Source organism: Streptomyces iranensis, assembly GCF_017874715.1.
Classification (GTDB): domain Bacteria; phylum Actinomycetota; class Actinomycetes; order Streptomycetales; family Streptomycetaceae; genus Streptomyces; species Streptomyces iranensis.
Window position 1 is genome coordinate 124515 of sequence record NZ_JAGGLR010000011.1, and the last position, 18328, is coordinate 142842.

An 18328-nucleotide genomic window follows, 5' to 3' on the forward strand; every position below is an offset into this window, starting at 1 on the left:
GGTCCTCAAGCCCTCACCGAGGAGTCGTAACCCATGTGCGGAATCACCGGCTGGGTGTCCTACCACCAGGACGCCCGCACCCAGGCCCCGGTCATCGAGGCCATGACCGCCACTCTCACCCCGCGCGGGCCCGACGCGGGCGGAGTCTGGCTCGGCGAGCACGCCGCGATCGGTCACCGTCGCCTGGCCGTCATCGACATCGAAGGCGGCGTACAGCCGATGACCGACCGGCCGGATGTCCCGACGAGCGTCCTCACCTACAGCGGTGAGATCTACAACCACCATGAGCTCCGCGCCCAACTGAGAAACCTGGGCCATGAGTTCCGGACCCGCGGTGACACCGAGGTGGTATTGCGCGCCTACGCCGAGTGGGGCGAGGCGGTGGCCGACCACCTGGACGGCATGTTCGCGTTCGCGGTGTGGGACGAGCGGAAGCGGCGGCTGCTCCTGGTCCGCGACCGGCTGGGTGTCAAACCCCTGTTCTGGGCAGCCGTCGACGGCGGTCTGGCCTTCGCTTCCGAACCCAAGGCACTCTTCGCCCACCCGGAGATCCGGCCGCGGGTGGACGCGGACGGCCTGCGCGAGGCGTACAGCCTGCTGTTCAACACCGGTCCGACGGTCTGGTCAGGCGTACGGGAGGTCGAGCCCGGCGGCCTGCTCCTGCTGAACCGGCACGGCATCCGCGAACGCCGCTACTGGCAGCTGGAGGCCGGAGTCCACCCGGACGACCGGGAGGCGACCGTCGCCCGCGTGCACGACCTGGTGAGCACCGCCGCCCGCGCCCAGCTGGAGGCCGACGTCCCCCTGTGCTCCCTGATGTCCGGCGGCATCGACTCCACCGTCCTGACCGCCCTGCTCGCCGACGAACTGCGCCTGCGCGAGGGCCCGGACGCCCGCATCCGCTCCTACGCCGTGGACTACAGCGACCAGGCCGAGAGCTTCACCGGCGACGTCCTGCGCACCGGCCACGACACCCCGTACGCCACCGAGGCGGGCGCGTTCATCGGCACCGATCACAGCACGGTCGTGCTGGACCCGCGCGCTCTGCTCGACCCGGAGCACCGCAGGGCCGTGGTCGTGGCCCGCGACCCGCCGATCGGTGTCGGCGACATGGACACCTCCCTCTACCTCCTCTTCGGGGAGATCCGGAAACACTCCACCGTCGCCGTGTCCGGTGAGGCCGCCGACGAGGTCTTCGGCGGCTACCCCTGGTTCCACGACCCCAAGGCGCTCGCCGCGCCCACCTTCCCCTGGCTGCTGGTGACCGGCGACGAGGCCGCCATGCCGCTCAACCCCGAACTCGACCTGCGAATCGGCGAGTTCCGCGACGACACATACCGTGGCGCCCTGGCCGCCGTACCGCATATCGAAGGCGAGTCGGAGACCGAGCACCGGCAACGCGAGATGCAGCACCTGTCGCTCACCCGCTGGCTGCGCCAGCTCCTGCACCGCAAGGACCGGCTGAGCATGGCACAGGGCCTCGAAGTGCGCGTCCCCTACTGCGACCACCGGCTCGTCGAGTACGCCTTCACCTCCCCATGGGCGCTGAAGAGCTTCGACGGCCGGGAGAAGAGCCTGCTGCGCGCGGCGGGCACGGGGCTGGCGCCCGAGTCGGTGCTGCACCGGCCCAAGAACCACTACCCGGCCACCCACCACCCCGACTACAACCGTGGCCTGCAGGACATGGCCCGCGACGCACTCGCCGATGACCGGGTCCGCTCCCTCGCCGACGAGACCCGCATCAAACCCTGCCTCGACACCGCGCCCGATCAACTCCGGTGGGGCCACCGGCTCCGCCTCGAACGCGTCGTCGACCTCGCCCTCTGGCTCGACCACCACCAGCCCGACCTCGCCCTCTGAGGAGCGCCCTGCATGACCCCCCAGGAGCCTCTGCCCACCATGGACGCGGACCGCCCACGCGAACCCCTGACCGACCCGGTCCCGCTCATGGGCTGCCCGTACAAGGCCGATCCCTATCCGCTGTACGAGCGGATGCGCGAGAGCGGTCCCGTCCATCGCGTCCTGTTCCCCAGCGGTGTGCACGCCTGGCTCGTCACCGGTTACGAGGCCGCCCACGCCGCGCTGAACGACGACCGCCTGGGCAAGAGCCACGACCGCGGCAACGACCACTGGCGCGCCCGTGCCTCGATCATGCCCGAGCCACAACACTCCCAGCTCCAGGTCCACCTCCTGCACCAGGACCCGCCCGACCACACCCGCATGCGGCGCTTCGTCACCGACGCCTTCACCCCGCGCCGTATCGAGCGGCTGAGGCCTCGTTTCCAAGAGCTGGCCGACGCCCTCGTCGACGCCCTCCCGGAAACCGGTCCCACGGACCTCGTCACCGGCTTCGCCGCCCACTTCCCCTTCCGGGTCCTCGCCGAAGTGATCGGCCTGCCACCCGAGTTGGCCGCCCGGTTCGACCGCGACTGGGGCAAGGTCGTCCAGCCGGTGGGCCCCGCCGACCCCGGGCGTCCGCTGTACGAGGCCCGCCTGCACGGACTGCAGGCCTACATCGCCGGCGTCGTCGCCCACAAGCGCGAACACCGGGAGGACGACCTGCTCAGCAGCCTCGTCGTGGCCCGCGACCGCCGAGAGCTGTCGCCGGAGGAGCTGGACTCGATGATCTTCCAGCTCCTGGTGGCCGGCCAGGAGCCGGTCACCAACCAGATCACCACCGCCCTGATCGCCCTCTTCCGCCACCCCGCCGAGCTCGCCCGGCTGCGCGACAACCCCGGCCTGACGCCCCGCGCGGTCGACGAGCTCCTCCGCCACGACAGCGCCTTCGAGCTGACCACGTGGCGCTTCCTCGACCAGGACGGCGACCTGCACGGTACGAGGATCCCGGCCGGTGACTCGGTGATCATCTCTCTGTGCGCCGCCAACCGCGACCCGCGCCGCTTCCCCGACCCCGACGCACTCGACCTCGACCGCTCGCCCAACCCCCACCTGGCCTTCGGCCACGGCATCCACTTCTGTCCCGGCGCCGCCCTCGCCCGAGCCGAGCTCCAGATCGCCCTGGACACCCTCCTGGCCCGCCTCCCCGGACTGCACCTGGCCATCGACGACGAGGACATCGAGTGGATCCCGGCGGTCCTCGGACGGGGCACCAACCACCTGCCCGTCGGCTACGGCCGGCGCACCTGACCCAGCGCCGGTGACCGCGGGCCCCACCCGGCCCACGGGACCGGTGCCGCCCGTCATCCGTGCGCGGGCCGGCCCGGCCGATCCGCCCGCTCCCGCCCGCTCCCACCCGTAGGCGCCCGGCGCACCACGCCGAGGCGCCGTACGGCCATGCCCGCACGCCTCGCACACCTTCCGGGAGGACCCCATCCATGCCGCTGACGACCACGCCGGACACCCGCTCCACGAGCGGCATCAGCGCCGCCATCCTCAACCTGCTCCTGCCACACCACCGCACGACCGCCGCTGCGCCCGGGGGAGCGGTGGCGTTCCCGCACCAACTGCGCCAGATCGCCGGCTTCGTACGCGCCGGAGAACCCGTGGTCTTCACCCTGCCCGGCTTCCCCTGCAAGTCCCCCAACCCCGCCAAGGTCCTCGGCCACCTCCCCGACCAGGGCGAACGCCTGTCCCTCGGCTTCCTCAACACCCTGTGCGGGGAGATCGAGCGGATCCACGCGCCGGGCGCCCGCGTGATCATCTGCTCCGACGGCCATGTCTTCGGCGACCTCATCCGCGTCCCGGACGACCACATAGACGCCTACGCGGACGCGCTCGGACACCTCATACGGGAGGCGGACCTGCACCGCCTCTCCGTCTTCGACCTGCGCGATGTGCTGGGCGACCTGCCCCACGGCGCCAAGCGCGCCCGGGTGCACCAGCGGTACGCCCCGACCCTGGAGGCGCTGCGGTCGGAGGTCCGCTCCGAGGGCCACACCCTGGCCCTGTACCGGGGCATCACCCGATTCCTCCTCGACGACACCGCGGACTTCACCGGCACCCGCTCCGCCCTCCAACGCGAATGCCGCAGACGCGCGTACGGCGTCATTCAGCGCAGTCGCGCCTGGGGCGATCTGATCGCCGAGCACCACCCTCGCGCCGTCCGGTTGTCCATTCACCCCCAGCCCATCGGCGCCGCGAAGTTCGGCATCCGGCTCCTCGACGCCCCCGACGTCTGGACCACCCCCTGGCACTCCGCCGCCCTGCACCGCACCGACGGCACCTGGACCCTCATGCCCCGCACCCGCGCGGAACAGCTCGGCCGCCTCGTCCACCGTCACGGCGGACCGAGCCATTACGAACAGGACTGAGCCCGTCACACGCTCGCCGGGCAGGCCGAACACACCGGCCAGGGCCAGGCGATGGCCCGCGCCCCCGTTGTGACCCGCGTCACAGCGAGGCATCGGAACTCGGATGCCGGTCGTTCCGACTCCTCTACCGGTACGGCCGGATTGGCTGAGGCCGTACGAAGCGATCGGAGTTTCGTCACATGGAGCAGAACCGCCAACCTGCCCGCCGCCGGGCGGCCGCGTCGCTGTCCGGAGCATGGCCCCCGCCGGCGCTGTGCGGCTTCCTCCTGCTGCTCGTGGTGGTGTTCGCCGCTTCCTACGCCGTCGGCACGAGCGCCGGGCCCGTCGCCCCCGGCATGCACCGCACCGGCACGACACAGGACGGCTCAGGAGGCGGCCACGGCGGTGGCGGCATGGACATGGACGGCATGGGCACGGACCACGGAAGCGGGCGCTGATGGCCGCCGACTCGACTTCCCTGACGGTCGTGACCGACCTCGCCGTCGGCGGAATGACCTGTGCGGCCTGTGTGCGGCGCGTCGAGAAGAAGCTGGCCAGGCTGGACGGGGTCACGGCGAATGTGAACCTCGCCACCGGCCGGGCCCGGGTGAACCACCCGCCCGGGGTCGGCCCGGACCAGCTGATCGCGGCCGTCGAGCAGGCCGGCTATTCCGCGGCGCTCCCCGAGCCGCCCGGGAAGCGACGGCGCGAGAACGAGGACGAGGACGAAGCGGAGGACGCCCGGCAGGAGCGCGACCGGCTGGTGATCACGACACTGCTCGCGCTGCCGGTGCTGGTCCTGTCGATGGTTCCCGGTCTGCAGTTCCGCGACTGGCAGTGGCTGTGCTTCGTACTCGCCGCGCCCGTCGTCGTCTGGGGAGCCTGGCCCTTCCACCTGCGGGCGGCGCGCGGACTGCGACACTCGGCGGCGACCATGGACACCCTGGTGTCGCTGGGAGTCGTGGCCTCCTTCGCCTGGTCCTGCTACGCGCTGTTCTTCGGCGGCGCCGGCGATCCCGGCATGCGGATGCCGTTCAGCCTGGTGCCCACCGCCTCGGACGGCGTCGCCCACATCTATCTGGAGGCCGCCGTCGGCGTACCGCTGTTCGTCCTGGCGGGCCGCCACCTGGAAGCACGGGCCCGCCGGGGAACCGGCGCGGCACTGCGCTCCCTGGCCCGGCTGGCCGCCAAGGAGGTCTCGGTACGCGACGGCGACGGCGAGCGCCTGATCCCGATCGCACAACTGCGGGTCGGCCAGGTCTTCGCCGTCCGGCCCGGGGAGCGCCTGGCCACCGACGGCACGGTCGTGGAGGGCGGCTCGGCCGTCGATCTCTCCCTGGTGACCGGGGAGAGCGAGCCGGTGGAGGTCGGCCCCGGCGCGCCGGTGATCGGCGGTGCTGTCAACGCCGGAGGGCTGATTCTCGTACGGGCCACCGCGGTGGGGGCCGACACCCAACTGTCCCGGATCACCCGGCTGGTGACCGAGGCCCAGGCGGGCAAGGCACGGGCGCAGCGGCTCGCCGACAAGGTCGCGGGGGTGTTCGTCCCCGTCGTGCTCGCCCTGGCCGTCACGGTGCTCGGATTCTGGCTCGGGGCCGGCGCCGAGCCGCAGGCGGCGATCACCGCGTGCGTGGCCGTCCTGGTCGTGGCGTGCCCCTGTGCGCTGGGCCTGGCGACCCCCACCGCGCTGATGGCGGCGACCGGCCGGGGCGCCCAACTCGGTGTCCTGGTCAGCGGGGCGCGGGCGCTGGAGGGACTGCGGCACCTCGATGCCGTGGTGCTCGACAAGACCGGCACGCTCACCTCCGGGCACATGAGCGTCGCCCGGGTCACGGCCGTGCCGGGCGGACTCGGCGAGGAGCGGGTGGTCCGGCTGGCGGGCGCGGTCGAACAGGGATCGGAACATCCGCTGGGGCGCGCCATCACCGCCCATGCCCGGCGAACCGTTCCCGGGGAGCCGCTTCCGGCCGTGACCGGCTTCCTCGCGCTGCCGGGGAGGGGCGTCCGCGGGCGGGTGGCTGGCCGGCTGATCGAGGTCCTGGCCCCGGACGACGCGTTGCCGCCCGCCCTGGCTCGGGCGCTGCCGGTCGGCGGGACCGCCGCCCGCACACCGGTCGTGGTCCGCGTCGACGGCGAGACCGAGGCACTGATGGAGATCGGGGACGTCCTGCGACCGGGAAGTTACCGGGCCGTGGACCGGCTCCGCCGCCTGGGGGTGCGACCGGTGCTCGCCACCGGCGACCGGGAGGCGCCCGCCCGTGCCGTCGCCGCCGACCTCCGCATCGAGGAGGTGCACGCCCGTTGTACCCCGGAGGGCAAGGCGGCCCTCGTCCGCGAGCTGCGGGAGCAGGGCTACCGGGTCGCCGTCGTCGGCGACGGTGTCAACGACGCGGCCGCCCTGGCCGGCGCCGACCTCGGCATCGCCATGGGCACGGGCACGGACGTGGCGATCGGGGCGGCCGACGTGACCCTGGTGCGCGGTGACATCGAGACCCTGGCGGACGCGGTCAGCCTCGCCCGCAGTGCGCTGGGCACGATCCGGGCCAATCTGCTCTGGGCTTTCGGCTACAACGTCGTGACCGTGCCGCTGGCCATGGTCGGCCTGCTCAACCCCATGCTGGCCGCGGTCGCGATGTCGGCAAGCTCACTGCTCGTGGTCGGCAACAGCCTGCGACTGCGTGTCTGGCGGCCGTCACCGACCGGCGGACGACCCACCCGGCCCGCCGCCCGGACACCCCTGTGATGCTCCTGTTCGCCGCTTGTGGACCGCCTGCCCGCGACCGCGACCGCGGCCCCGGGCCCGATACCGAGGTGGAGACCCGCCCGATGACGAACCCCTCCTGGACACCCAGCCACCGTCGCCTCACGGACTCCCTACTGGCCGCGGTCGCCCCGGCCTGCGCCTGTGTCCTGGCGCTGGGTGGTCTCGCCGTGTGGACCGCCTCGGGCAACGCGGGCAGGCCCCCGCGCGTCGACGTCACCGACGCGCGGCTCTTCCTGCCCGCCCCGGGAGTGCCCCGGACCGCCGCGTTCTTCCGGATCACCAACACCGGCGGGGTGCGGGACCGGTTGGTCGAGGTGACGTCCTCCGCGGTCACCGGGGGGATCTCGCTCAGCCGTCACCGGATGACCGGGCGGGGATCGGCCTACCCGCAGGCCGCGGAGTCCCTGCCGGTTCCGGCAGGCGGCACGCTCGACATGTCACCGTTCACCAGTGATGTGACCGTCCCGGCCACGGCCCGCTGGCGGGCCGGAGACCTGGTGCCCTTCACCCTCCGTTTCGAACACGGCGGACGTGTCGAGGCCAACGCCGTCGTCGTGCGGCCCGGCGAGGGCTGAGTGAGCGTGTTCGAGCGCGGGCATGGGAGGCGGCCGGTGCCCCGTACGGCGGGTCGAGACGGTAGAAAGGGCGTATGCCGCGCCGTTCTCCAGCCCCCGAGTCCGATGCCGAGGCGATGGTCTCCGCCTTGCTGACCGCGTCCCGGCTGCTGGTCGCCGTCTCAGCCCGGTCGCTGGCCGCGGTGGAGGAGTCCCTGACGCTGCCGCAGTTCCGGATGCTGGTGGTGCTCGACGGCCGGGGGCCGCTGAGCCTGTCCGGGCTGGCGGGCGAGTTGGGGGTACAGCCGTCGACCGCGATGCGCATGATCGACCGTCTGGTCGCGGCGGGGATGGTCGCGCGCGGCGTCTCGGCGGAGGACCGGCGCACCAGCGTGATCTCGCTCACCAAGGGCGGGCGGCGGATCGTGGCTGAGGCCACCGATCGGCGTCGGCAGGAGATCGCACGCATCGTCGAGGCCATGCCGCCGGGCCGGCGTCGCTATCTGATCGACGCGTTGCAGGCGTTCACGGAAGCGGGCGGCGAGCCCGCGGTGCCGAACGGCTCCCAGGCACACACCAACTGGTGATGTCAGGCGGTGGCTCTCACCGGGCGCCAGGGCGAGCGGCTCCCCGCGTGGCTCGACGCTTGCCATCGGGGTTTTCCGGTAGCCGGCACCGTTCCGGAGAGATGGCCCATCACCACTGCCTCGCCGCACCCGCGGATTCTCGGCCACCATCCAGTCGACCTTCTCTGTGTAGACGGCGGCGATCCGCTCTGGATCCCCTTCGGCGGCACGGCGAAGACAGTCCTCTACGTACCCCCGCACTGGGCCCCGCGGGCGACCACCGTCACGGCTTGCTCGATCTGGTGGTCGGTGAGGTCACCGCGGGCGGTGAGTCGAAGCCGGGAGTGGCGGTCGGGCGTGGATGGCGGCCGGAAGCAGCCCACCGCCACGCCTGCCTCCCGGCAGGCTTGCGCCCATGTCACGGCGGCTTGCGGCGAGGGCGCGCGGACGGACACCACGGCGGCGTCCGGCACGCTCGCTTCCAGCCCGGCGGCCGCCAGGCCTGTCGACAGGCGCCGGGCCACCTCACGGGCTCGTGCGGCGCGCTCGGGCTCCTCGCGCAACAGTCGCAGCGCGCCCAGGGCCGCGCCCACGCTTGCCGGGGCGAGGCCGGTGTCGAAGACGAAGGTGCGGGCCGTCTCCGTGAGGTGCCGGATGACCCTGCGGGGGCCCAGCACGGCCCCGCCCTGAGACGCCAGCGACTTCGACAGCGTCACGGTGGCCACCACATCGGGGGAGCCGGCCAGATCGGCGGCCGACAGCGCGCCGCTGCCTCCGTCGCCGACCACTCCGAGGCCGTGCGCGTCATCCACCAGCAGCGCGGCGCCATGCGCACGGCACGCCCGTACCAGCTCCGTCAGCGGCGCGGCGTCGCCGTCCACCGAGAAGACCGAGTCGGTCACCACCAGGGCGCGACCCCCGCCGTGCTCGGTGAGCGCGGTGCGCACCGCGGCCGGCTCGCGGTGGGGTACCTGCGTGACCTTCGCCCGGGAAAGTCGGCAGCCGTCGACCAGGGAGGCGTGGTTGTAGGCGTCGAAGACGATGAGTGTGCCCGGTCCCGTCAGGGCTGTGAGGGCGGCCAGATTGGCCGTATATCCGGAGGAGAAGACCAATGCGGCCTCGAAGCCGCAGAAGTCCGCCAGTTCCTCCTCGAGTTCCAGGTGCAGCTGCGTGGTGCCGGTGACCAGGCGTGAGCCGGTGGCGCCGCCGCCCCAGCGCGCCACCGCCTCCGTGGCCGCCCGCACCACTCGCGGGTGGCGGACCAGGCCCAGGTAGTCGTTGCCCGCCAGATCCAGTACGGGCTCGTCGGCCGGCCGTGGGCGCAGCTGACGGGTCAGCCCGGCGCGGCGGCGCAATTGGGTGCGCCGGTCGATCCAGTCGAAGACCGCCGTCGGGGCGGGGGCGACATGCCCTGGGCGGGCGCGGTACGGATCGGTCCGGCTCGTGGAGGGCGCGGCGGCATCCGGTGCGGGGATGGACCGATCGCCCGGGGCCGGGGTGGGTGTGGTCGGCTGGACGGGGTGCTGGGCCATGGTCGGTACTGTGGCACGCGCCTGGTGGCCGGTCGGCGGGTGGGGGAGGGGTCCGGTGTGATCGAACGGGGTGGGCGCCGTGTGTCCGAGTGATGCCGCGCACAGGGCGGCGGTGGCGGGACGGCCACGTGTTAGCGTCCGTCCGTGCACATCCCGGCTCTGGACACCTCCCCACCTGGTACGGAGGTCCGCGACGGTGGACCCGGCAGCGGGGTGGCGGGGCCCCTGCCGCCCGGCGGCGCGGGGGGTCCGCTGGACGGTTTGGACCTGTTCGGGGACGGTTTCGTTCGCGACCCCTACCCCTGGCTGGACCTGCTGCGGTCCCAGGCGCCTGTGCATCACGACGCGGGTACCGGTCTGTGGCTGGTCAGCCGCCATCGGGACATCCGTCGGGTGCTGCTCGACCCCGGCACCTTCCGCCCGGACAATGCCCAGCACGCGGTCACCCCGCTGCCCGTGGCCGTACTGCGGGTGCTCGCCAGGGCAGGTTTCCAGCTCCCGCCCGCGCTCGCCAACAACGGCACCGACAGCCACCCCGGTCTGCGCCGGGTGGTCACCCGATTCTTCAACGCCCGGCGCGTCGCGGCCGCCGTACCGGTGATCGAGCGCCTGGCCGGGGAGCTACTGGACACGGCGCGGGCACGGATCGACGCCGACGGTGAATGTGACCTGTTCGCCTCCTTCGCGCAGGTCCTTCCCTGCCGGGTGCTGATGGAGCTGTTGGGCATCCGAGACGTCGACCCGGCCACGCTGATCCGCTGGAGCGACGCCTCGCTGGAGCTGTTCTGGGGCACACCCGCACCGGAGCGACAGCTGGAACTGGCGGAGCAGGCCGGTGAGTTCCACCAATGGCTGACCACGACCGTGCGCACCACCAAGGCCACCGCCGACTCCTTCATCGGAGCACTCGCCCGGCACCGGCTGCCCGATGGAGCGCCCCTGGACCCCCAGACGGCGGTCGGCGCCTGCTTCTTTGTCTTCGTCGCCGGCCAGTCGACCACCGGCCAGCTCATCGCCACCGTACTGCGCCGGGCGCTCATCGAGCCCGAACTGTGGCCGAAGGCGGCACAGGATACGGAAGCGGCATGGGCCTGGGTGGAGGAGGTGCTGCGGCGCGAGCCGCCGGTGACCACCTGGCGCAGGGCCGCGACACAACCGGTGGAACTGGGCGGAGCCGAGCTGCCCGCGGGAGCACAGCTGCTGTTGATGCTCATGGGCAGCGGCTCGGACCCGGAGGTCTTCGCCGATCCGGAACGGATGTGTCCACACCGGACCAACGTCCGCCACCACCTGGCCTTCGGCGCCGGTCGCCACCGTTGCCCGGGTGCGTCGTTGGCGCGAACCGAGGCGGCGGTGGCCCTGCGGGCGGCGGCTCGTGCCCTGCCGAAGGTACGTCTTGTGGAGGGCGCGGAGGGAGCACCGATGCTCGGGCTGCTGTCATTCCGGGCGCCGCTGCGCGTGGTCGTGGCCGACGGATCTCGCCGACTGTGACGGCCTGACGTCGCATGAGATGGCCTGCTGGGGAGGCGGGGGATCGGCATGCCGGCCGGAACTCTCCTGGGCACCTACGCCATGGAGTCCTTCGGTGCCGTGGTCCTCTCCAGGGTCAGCGCGAGCGTCATCGGCCGGGCGGGGCCGGGCTCCCTGACGGCTCATCGGGGAGGACGCGAACGAAGGGGATGTGGTCCCGTCCGATGCGGTGGTAGTCCTCCACGCTGCCGTCGGTCTTCAGGCCGCACATCCGCATCAGCCCGCGGGCCAGGCGCGGATGCAGCAGGGCGTAAGCGGCCATCAGGCGCCCGGACCCCTCGGGGTCCAGCGGCTGGGCCACCGCCGCCATCCTGTGGCGGCCGACCTGAATGGTGACCTGCGGAGTGCGCTGGACGTTGCGGTACCACTGCGCGCCCGGACCGAAACCCGAGGCGAGGTGATACGCGCCGGTCCGCGGGTCCCGCCCGGTCACCTCCAGGACGACCTGCCGCGGCAGACCACTCGTGCGGCCGGTATGGGTGAGCAGCAGCATCCGACTGCCCAGCAACCACCCCAGGTGCCATCGGTAGAGCAGAATCGGCGCTCGAAGCACCGCCCTGCGCAGCCCGGAGGTCGAGCGCATCCGCATGCGTCGGGCCTTCATCGCTCGATTTCCTCCCCGTGCCGGAGCGGGTGGCCTTCGCCAACTACTTCGATCATGCAAATGTTGCACAGCCTCAAGATACTCATCGCGCACAAGCGGGTGACCCAGCCATGGTGCTGGGGGAGCGGGAGACTGTAGCGGATCGGAGGGGGCCCTGCCATCGGTTCCGCACCCTTGATCAAAGGGCATATTTTGCAGTGTCTAAAAGCCTAGCGTGCTGCGTGCCTACGACGCAGGCGTCCGTCTCCCCCAGGCGGACGCACTCCCGATCCAGGAGGCACCATGACCGCTCACGCCCGGTCAGTACCCGGCCGCTCACGCAATCTGACCATCGCGGGCGTCCTGCTCGTCGCTCTGGCCGTCATCGCCGGAGCCATCGTCTGGGCCACCCGAGGCGATGCGAACGCCACGGAGAACTCCTCGGCGAGCTTCCCCAGCGCCAAGCCTGCCGCCCCCGGAGACGTCGTCACCACGGCCGGCCCGGTGAGCAAGTTGGACATGGAGTTCCTGGTGAAGGTGCGGCAGGCCAATCTGTGGGAAGCCCCCGCCGGTCGGCTCGCCCAGACCCATGCCACCAGCGAGGCCGTCAAACGTGCCGGGATGCATGTCATGGACGGGCACTCCAAGCTGGATGAGTTCGTTCGCAACACCGCCGAGGCACTGAACGTCGCCATCCCGGACGAGGCCAGCACCGAGCAACAGGGCTTCGTCCGCACCCTGGAGAACGCCCAGGGGGCCGACTTCGACAAGAAGTTCGCCAACATCCTCCGCGGCACCCACGGCAAGATCTTCGTCACCATCGCCCAGGTCCGCGCCAGCACCAAGAACTCTGTGGTGCGCCGGTTCGCCTCCGAGGTCAATCTCACCGTCCTGGACCACCAGAACGTCCTCGACGACTCCGGCCTGATCGACGAGGCCACCTACGACGACATCGCGTCCACCTTCTGACACCCGTACCCACGGCAGGGCGGATGGCCGCCTCCTCTTGGCGTACCGCCGGGCGCCGCGCCCGCGGGTATCCGGCACTGTCTCATCGGTCCGCTCCCCGCGATCCGTGGATACCGGCGGGTGGGTGACCGGCGAGAAGTTCACCCAGGCCCTGGCGGGTGACGGCCAGCACCACGCGGTCCTGTGACCGCAGGACGTAATCGGGGCGCGGCTCCCACACCAGGGCGGGTTGCCGGGTGGCCTCGCCGTAGCGGGGTGCCGCCGCGAGGTCGCGCTGCCGGTCCTCGGGCTCGGCCGTGTCCAGTGCGATCACCCGCCAGGCGCCCGGTGCGAACGCCTCGGCGACGGTACGCCCCTCCAGCCGCGGATGTCCGGCGACATGCAGCGCGGCGAAGATCAGTACCCGGCGCTCGACCGGTATGGCGCCCAGGATCTGGCGGCCCATCATCGCCCCGGCGAAGGCGGGCGCCGCAAGGCTCGAGACGCTGCGGCTGCGGGTCAGCGCCTGTGGGTGGGCGGCGCGCAGGGTGCGGTAGACGGCGGTGGCGAAGTGGTCGTCGTAGAGGCGCAGGGCCACCCGCAGCCGGGGCTTGACCGAGCGGGCGTACAGCGTCGCCTCCAGATTGGTGGTGTCGACGCTGGTCAGGGCGAGCAGGGCGTGCGCGCGCTGGATTTTGGCGGCCTCCAGGACGCCCTCCTGGGTGACATCGCCGATCACGGTCGGCACCCCCAGCCTGCGGGCCAGTGGGATGCCGCGTGCCCCGGGATCCTCTTCCACGCACACCAGGGGGATGTCCATCTCCCGGAGTCTGGCCAGGACCCGGGTGCCGACCTTGCCGAGTCCGAGCAGCACGACGTGGCCGGAGAGGCCGCGCGGAGGGCGGCGCAGCGCGGACGCGGTGCGGAAGGTGCCCAGCGCTTCGAGCGCGGCGGCCACCAGGACGGGCAGCAGAAGCAGTCCGGTCAGCCCGGAGAGGAGCTGGAGGATCTTGCGTCCGGTCGGCTCGTCGAGCGCGGGTTCGTCGATCGCCAGGACGTCCAGCACCGTGAGGTAGGCCCCGTGAAGGAGACCGGCCCCGGTGAAGTACCAGGAGGCGACGGCGAGCGCGAGCACGGCGATTGCCATGCCGGCTACGGACCAGCGCAGCCGGCGTGAGAAGAGTGAGGCGAGCGGCAGTCTGCGGCTGCCGAGCCGCCGCGGCGGCGGCGGTGCGCCGGTGGCGGAGACGGCTTCCAGCACCACCGTGCCGCGCCCGGTGGCGGCGGCGACCTCCTCGTCTCCCGGCAGCAGTCTGGGCCCTTCGTCCCCGCTGCCCTCGGAGCCCTCGCTGCCGCCCGGATCGCTGGTGGTGGACGAGAGCAGGGCGAGGGTGCACAGCCCCGGATCGGCGACCTCGTCGGAGCCGGGCGGAATGCGCTCGGCCGCGCGCAGCAGCAGCCCGTCGGCCTGTACCACCTTGCTGGTGCCCGCGACGGCGGTGGCCGCGAGTGCGGGGGCCACGGTGTCGGCGTCCGACAGCACGGTGGTGGATGCGTCCAGCTCGGCCTGGTCCATTCCGGGGGCGGCGACCCGCGCCGCCTGGTCGAGGAGATCCTCCAGGTGCTGGCCGAGTTTGCGGTTGTAGAGCCGGATGACCAGGCGCAGCCGTGGGTTGAGGCGGCGAGCGCGGAGCGCGGCGTGGATGTTGGCCTCGTCGTCGTCATGGACCAGGGCGAGCGCAGTCGCATGCTCGATACCCGCCTCGGCCAGCACCTCGTCGTCCAGCGCCGGGGCTTCCATGACCTCCACCCCCCGGTCCGGGGCGGCGTCGTCCGGGGACCTCGGCGGCGGGACCCGTCCGACGGCCGTGCTCAACCGGCCGAAGAGTGCGGCGGCACGGCCTCCCGCCATCCCCCGCCCCGTGGGTTCCGCCAGGGAGACACCGCCCGGGATGATGAGCGTCACCCGTGCCCGGTAGACGTCGTGGAGTTCTGCGGCCAGGCGGTGTGCGAGCGCGTCGTCACCGCAGACGACCATGTGCGGCGCGGTCGGTCGGGGTGGTGCGGCGGATGAGGAGAACACGACGTCGAAGCCCCCGTTCGGTCAATGGGTGTCGGCGGTCACCTCAGGGCGAAGTGCCGCGGCCACAGGCATCCGAGGCACAGTGACACCGTCACGTTGGAGAGCCCGGTACGCGCTCGGGCGAAGTCCAGCACTTCAGCTACCGCGTCGACAGCCTTCATCGTATGGGCCCGCGCGGCGAGCACCGGCACTGTCCTCGCGTGACGGAGCCGCGCGGCGGCGCGGCGGCTCACCTCTGCTCGCCCGAAGAGGGGCCTGGTGATGCCCGGCCGTATCCCCTCCGTGGCGGTGTTCGTTGGTCGGCTGGGGTTGATCGGCGAGGAACCCGCCGTTGGGACGGACCTTTGGAGGATGAGACATCGTGAACCAAGAGGAAATGGTCGCGTTGTGGGAGCAGCACACGGCGTACGAGTTTGTGATCAAGGATGCCGACCTGGCGGTGAGCACCATGGTGGAGGACGCCAGTGTGATGCATCTGCCGACGATGAGCGGTGGTTTCGGCAAGGAATACCTACGGGGTTACTACCGCGATGTGTTCATCCCGGGCATTCCGCGGAACACCGTCATGGAGACGACGGCTCGGTCGGTGGGCAGCGACTTCCTCGTCGAGGAGATCATCATGCGGATGCCTCACGACCAGGAGATCCCGTTTTTGCTGCCTGGGCTCGCTCCGACCGGACGGCCCGTCGAAGTGGCCCTGGTGGTGATGGTGAGATTCCGCGACGGCCTGATGGAGAGCGAACGGATCTACTGGGACCAAGCCGCGGTGTTGACCCAGGTCGGTCTGCTCGCCGCCGGAGATCTGCCCGTGGCCGACTCCGCCGAGGTCGCCCGATTTCTGCGAGATGGGGCCACGCCCTGACCACACAAGGGCCGTCGAAGAACCCCGCACGCCGCTTTTCCTTCCGCTGGGCAGAAAGCCGACTTCCGCTGTCTCCGGCGCGAATTACGGTGCGGTCGCGCTGCGCTTCCACAGCGCGCACCCGCACCGGCGCCGCATCCGGGAGGTACATCGATGCGTCCAACCCGTCGCCCGTCCAGAGCGACTCCCCCGTTACGGTCCCGGCCCCGCGTCGTGGCCGGCTCGCCCACCGAGAACGCTTCCGTCCTCGCGGCGATCCCGGATCCGACGAGTGGCTCGTACCCGGGCGTCGTGCTGATGCCGGGCTATCAAGGCACCCAGCGGTCACGCGCTGGCAGGACACCTGTCCGTTCTGAGCGGATCCTCGTAGGGCTCCTACGGTCCGCCGCAGGAGCCCTTCTCGCGAGCGCGCTCTGTCGGGACGTCATCCACCGGATGCGTGCAGAGCTCGACGCCGCGCGCGAGCCGCACTGATACAGATCGTCAACTGATCGACTCTCACGGGACTGGTCGCTGTGCTGGTCCCGCGTAGGGTTTCAAGGAGGCGGCAGTGCGGCGTTCGCGCACTCCGTCCGCTGCCGCGCCGAGTGTTCAGGCGCATCCACGAGAGAAGGAAACACACCCATGCGTGCCCTTGTGGTCGATCACGGCGAGGCCGGACCCGTCCGGTTCGCCGATGTCGATGAGCCCGTGCCGTCCAGCGACGAGGCGTTGGTCGAGATACGGCACATCGGTCTCAACTTCGGCGAGCTGAATTACGTGCACCAGTGGCCGGCGGGCGCTGTGCACGGTCACGACGCGGCCGGCGTCGTGGTGCGCGCCGCATCCGACGGCTCGGGGCCACCCGAAGGTACGCGCGTCGCGCTGGGGATGTCTTCCCACGCGTGGGCGGAGCGAGTGGCAGTCAGCCCCGCCTCGCTCGGCACCGTCCCCGAGGGCGTGGAGCTGGCCGACGGTGCCGCGCTGGGGATCGCCGGAGTCACCGCACTGCGGGTGCTGCGCAAGCGTTCCCTGCTGGCGCGCAACGTCCTGGTCACCGGCGCCAGCGGGGGCGTGGGGCACTTCGCCGTCCAGTTGGCGGCGCTGGCGGGCGCCCGGGTGACGGCACTCGTGGGTTCGCCGGAGCGGGCCGCCGGACTCCGTGAACTCGGGGCCGACAAGGTCCTGACCGACCTGACCGACCTGGCCGAGACCGAGTACCGGTTCGACCTCGTCCTGGACACGGTCGGTGGGCCACTGGTGGCCCAGGCGTGGAATTCCCTCGCCGAGGGCGGCACCATCCACCTGGTCGGTTACTCCTCGGGGCAGGACACCACGTTCCCGTCGGGGGCCTTGTTCGGCTTCGGCGAACCCCGCGCCATCGCCACCTACGGCGACATGACGCCGACCAGCGGGGAGTTGACGGACCTGCTGGGCCTCATGGCCACCGGGAGGCTCTCGGCACCGGTCGGACTGCGAGGCGACTGGCAGGACGTGGACGACGCCGTCCAGGCACTGTTCGCGCGGAAGGTGCACGGAAAGATCGTTCTTGACGTCGGCTGACGCCCGTCGACGAGAATGGAACGATGGACGTACTCGCGGAGACCTTGCGTGTATCGGGTGCGCGAGGGGCGCTCGGGGTTGTGCTGAAGGCCGGAGGGACCTGGGGCCTGTGGCTGGACTCCTATCCGGGAGCGGCACTGCACGTGGTGTCCCGTGGCACGATGTGGCTCCACGTCCCGGGCGGGAAACCCCTGGAGGTGCGGGCAGGAGACGCCGTCCTGTTGTCGCCGGGCACCGCCCACGGGATAGCCGGCGGGTCCAGCACGACGATGGGTTCCTGTGACCGGAAGGCGACGGCCCAGGCCCTCACCGACGGCAGCGCCCTGCACCTGGGCTCGACGCCGACGCAGACGGAAGTGCTCGTCCTGCACTATGAGCAGGACCCGGAGGTGAGTACGCCGGTGCTCACCTCCCTCGTCCGGCCGATGCACGTCACAAGCCGGGAGAACGCACAGTTCAGAAGGACCGTCGAGCTTCTCACGGCGGAGCTCGCGCAGCCGCAGATCGGCACTACCGCCGCCGTCAACAGCATCGTCGACCTTCTGCTCATCCAGTTCGTACGCGTCTGGCTGGCCCGCCACCCGGAGAAGCAGTCCGGCTCATGGCTGGGCGCGATGCGTGATCCGGTCGTGCGCGACGCCCTGGAATGTGTCCACGCCCGACCGGAACACCCCTGGACCACCGGGTCCCTGGCGGCCGCGACGGCGGTCTCCCGGGCGACGCTGTCCAGGCACTTCCGGTCCGCCCTCGGACAGACGCCGGGCGCGTACGTGACGCAGTGGCGCATGGACCTGGCGTCCATCCGGCTCCGCGACACCGACGAGCCGGTCGAGTCGATCTCCGGCGCGGTCGGCTACGCCTCTCCGCACGCTTTCAGCCGTGCCTTCCGACGTGCCCGAGGCATGCCCCCGGGCGAGTACCGTTCTCGACTTCGCGAGTGATCGCAGGCAGGCGATCACCGGCGGAAACGGCACCGCAGCAGGTTGCGTCGAGGACGGCCCCAGGCCCCCGCACCTCCGAGTGCGGGAGTGCGGGGCCTGCGGGGCCGTCCTCGACCGGGACATCAACGCGCGGCGGTCAACGTCCCCAAGGCCGCCGGACTGGCGGTGTCAGC

General features: G+C 71.8%; 15 protein-coding genes. 12 read left to right on the plus strand and 3 right to left on the minus strand.

The features are described 5' to 3' along the window. Positions 1–33 precede the first annotated feature (33 nt). The 7 genes from asnB to J2Z30_RS21240 all read left to right on the plus strand — a co-directional run bounded on the left by asnB (position 34) and on the right by J2Z30_RS21240 (position 8155). On the plus strand, positions 34–1860 hold the full coding sequence (gene asnB, locus J2Z30_RS21210) for an asparagine synthase (glutamine-hydrolyzing) (RefSeq protein WP_044566884.1): 1827 nt from the start codon (positions 34–36) through the stop codon (positions 1858–1860). A gap of 12 nt (positions 1861–1872) precedes the next feature. Then, positions 1873–3147 carry a cytochrome P450 family protein gene (locus J2Z30_RS21215; protein ID WP_044566882.1) on the plus strand — a complete coding sequence of 425 codons (1275 nt, stop codon included), beginning with the start codon at positions 1873–1875 and terminating at the stop codon, positions 3145–3147. Between the two features lie 188 nt (positions 3148–3335). Then, on the plus strand, positions 3336–4271 hold the full coding sequence (locus J2Z30_RS21220) for an L-tyrosine/L-tryptophan isonitrile synthase family protein (RefSeq protein WP_044566881.1): 936 nt from the start codon (positions 3336–3338) through the stop codon (positions 4269–4271). Between the two features lie 179 nt (positions 4272–4450). Further along, complete coding sequence (locus J2Z30_RS21225) at positions 4451–4708, plus strand: hypothetical protein (protein WP_044566879.1); 258 nt, start codon at positions 4451–4453, stop codon at positions 4706–4708. Then, the gene (locus J2Z30_RS21230; protein ID WP_044566877.1) at positions 4708–6993 is read left to right on the plus strand and encodes a heavy metal translocating P-type ATPase; all 2286 of its coding nucleotides are present in this window, start codon (positions 4708–4710) and stop codon (positions 6991–6993) included. The genes J2Z30_RS21225 and J2Z30_RS21230 overlap by 1 nt, the downstream gene beginning before the upstream one ends. Positions 6994–7076: 83 nt before the next feature. Further along, the gene (locus J2Z30_RS21235) at positions 7077–7589 is read left to right on the plus strand and encodes a copper chaperone PCu(A)C (protein WP_044580702.1); all 513 of its coding nucleotides are present in this window, start codon (positions 7077–7079) and stop codon (positions 7587–7589) included. Between the two features lie 74 nt (positions 7590–7663). Beyond that, a complete protein-coding gene (locus J2Z30_RS21240; protein WP_044566874.1) occupies positions 7664–8155 on the plus strand; it encodes a MarR family winged helix-turn-helix transcriptional regulator in 492 nt (163 codons plus the stop codon). Between the two features lie 224 nt (positions 8156–8379). On the opposite strand, the gene J2Z30_RS21245 is transcribed toward J2Z30_RS21240, so the two are convergent. Then, positions 8380–9666, minus strand: a complete 1287-nt coding sequence (locus tag J2Z30_RS21245) for an 8-amino-7-oxononanoate synthase (protein ID WP_078956397.1) — start codon at positions 9664–9666, stop codon at positions 8380–8382. A gap of 144 nt (positions 9667–9810) precedes the next feature. Between J2Z30_RS21245 and J2Z30_RS21250 the strand changes: the two genes are divergently transcribed. After that, entirely contained in the window at positions 9811–11157 is a 1347-nt protein-coding gene (locus J2Z30_RS21250) for a cytochrome P450 (protein WP_107073226.1), read from the plus strand. Positions 11158–11284: 127 nt separating this feature from the next. Here J2Z30_RS21250 and J2Z30_RS21255 read toward each other — a convergent pair whose 3' ends face one another. Further along, a complete protein-coding gene (locus tag J2Z30_RS21255; RefSeq protein ID WP_044566870.1) occupies positions 11285–11800 on the minus strand; it encodes a nitroreductase family deazaflavin-dependent oxidoreductase in 516 nt (171 codons plus the stop codon). Between the two features lie 282 nt (positions 11801–12082). On the opposite strand from J2Z30_RS21255, the gene J2Z30_RS21260 reads away from it, so the two are divergent. After that, positions 12083–12748, plus strand: a complete 666-nt coding sequence (locus J2Z30_RS21260) for a DUF4142 domain-containing protein (protein WP_044566868.1) — start codon at positions 12083–12085, stop codon at positions 12746–12748. Positions 12749–12830: 82 nt separating this feature from the next. On the opposite strand, the gene J2Z30_RS21265 is transcribed toward J2Z30_RS21260, so the two are convergent. Then, the gene (locus J2Z30_RS21265; protein ID WP_044566866.1) at positions 12831–14765 is read right to left on the minus strand and encodes an NAD-binding protein; all 1935 of its coding nucleotides are present in this window, start codon (positions 14763–14765) and stop codon (positions 12831–12833) included. Positions 14766–15171: 406 nt separating this feature from the next. Between J2Z30_RS21265 and J2Z30_RS21270 the strand changes: the two genes are divergently transcribed. The 3 genes from J2Z30_RS21270 to J2Z30_RS21280 all read left to right on the plus strand — a co-directional run bounded on the left by J2Z30_RS21270 (position 15172) and on the right by J2Z30_RS21280 (position 18155). Next, the gene (locus tag J2Z30_RS21270; protein ID WP_052701118.1) at positions 15172–15672 is read left to right on the plus strand and encodes a nuclear transport factor 2 family protein; all 501 of its coding nucleotides are present in this window, start codon (positions 15172–15174) and stop codon (positions 15670–15672) included. Between the two features lie 624 nt (positions 15673–16296). Further along, a complete protein-coding gene (locus tag J2Z30_RS21275; protein WP_044566864.1) occupies positions 16297–17214 on the plus strand; it encodes a zinc-binding dehydrogenase in 918 nt (305 codons plus the stop codon). Positions 17215–17237: 23 nt separating this feature from the next. Next, positions 17238–18155: an AraC family transcriptional regulator gene (locus tag J2Z30_RS21280; protein ID WP_044566862.1), complete on the plus strand. Its 918-nt coding sequence runs from the start codon at positions 17238–17240 to the stop codon at positions 18153–18155. The last annotated feature ends 173 nt before the right edge of the window (positions 18156–18328 follow it).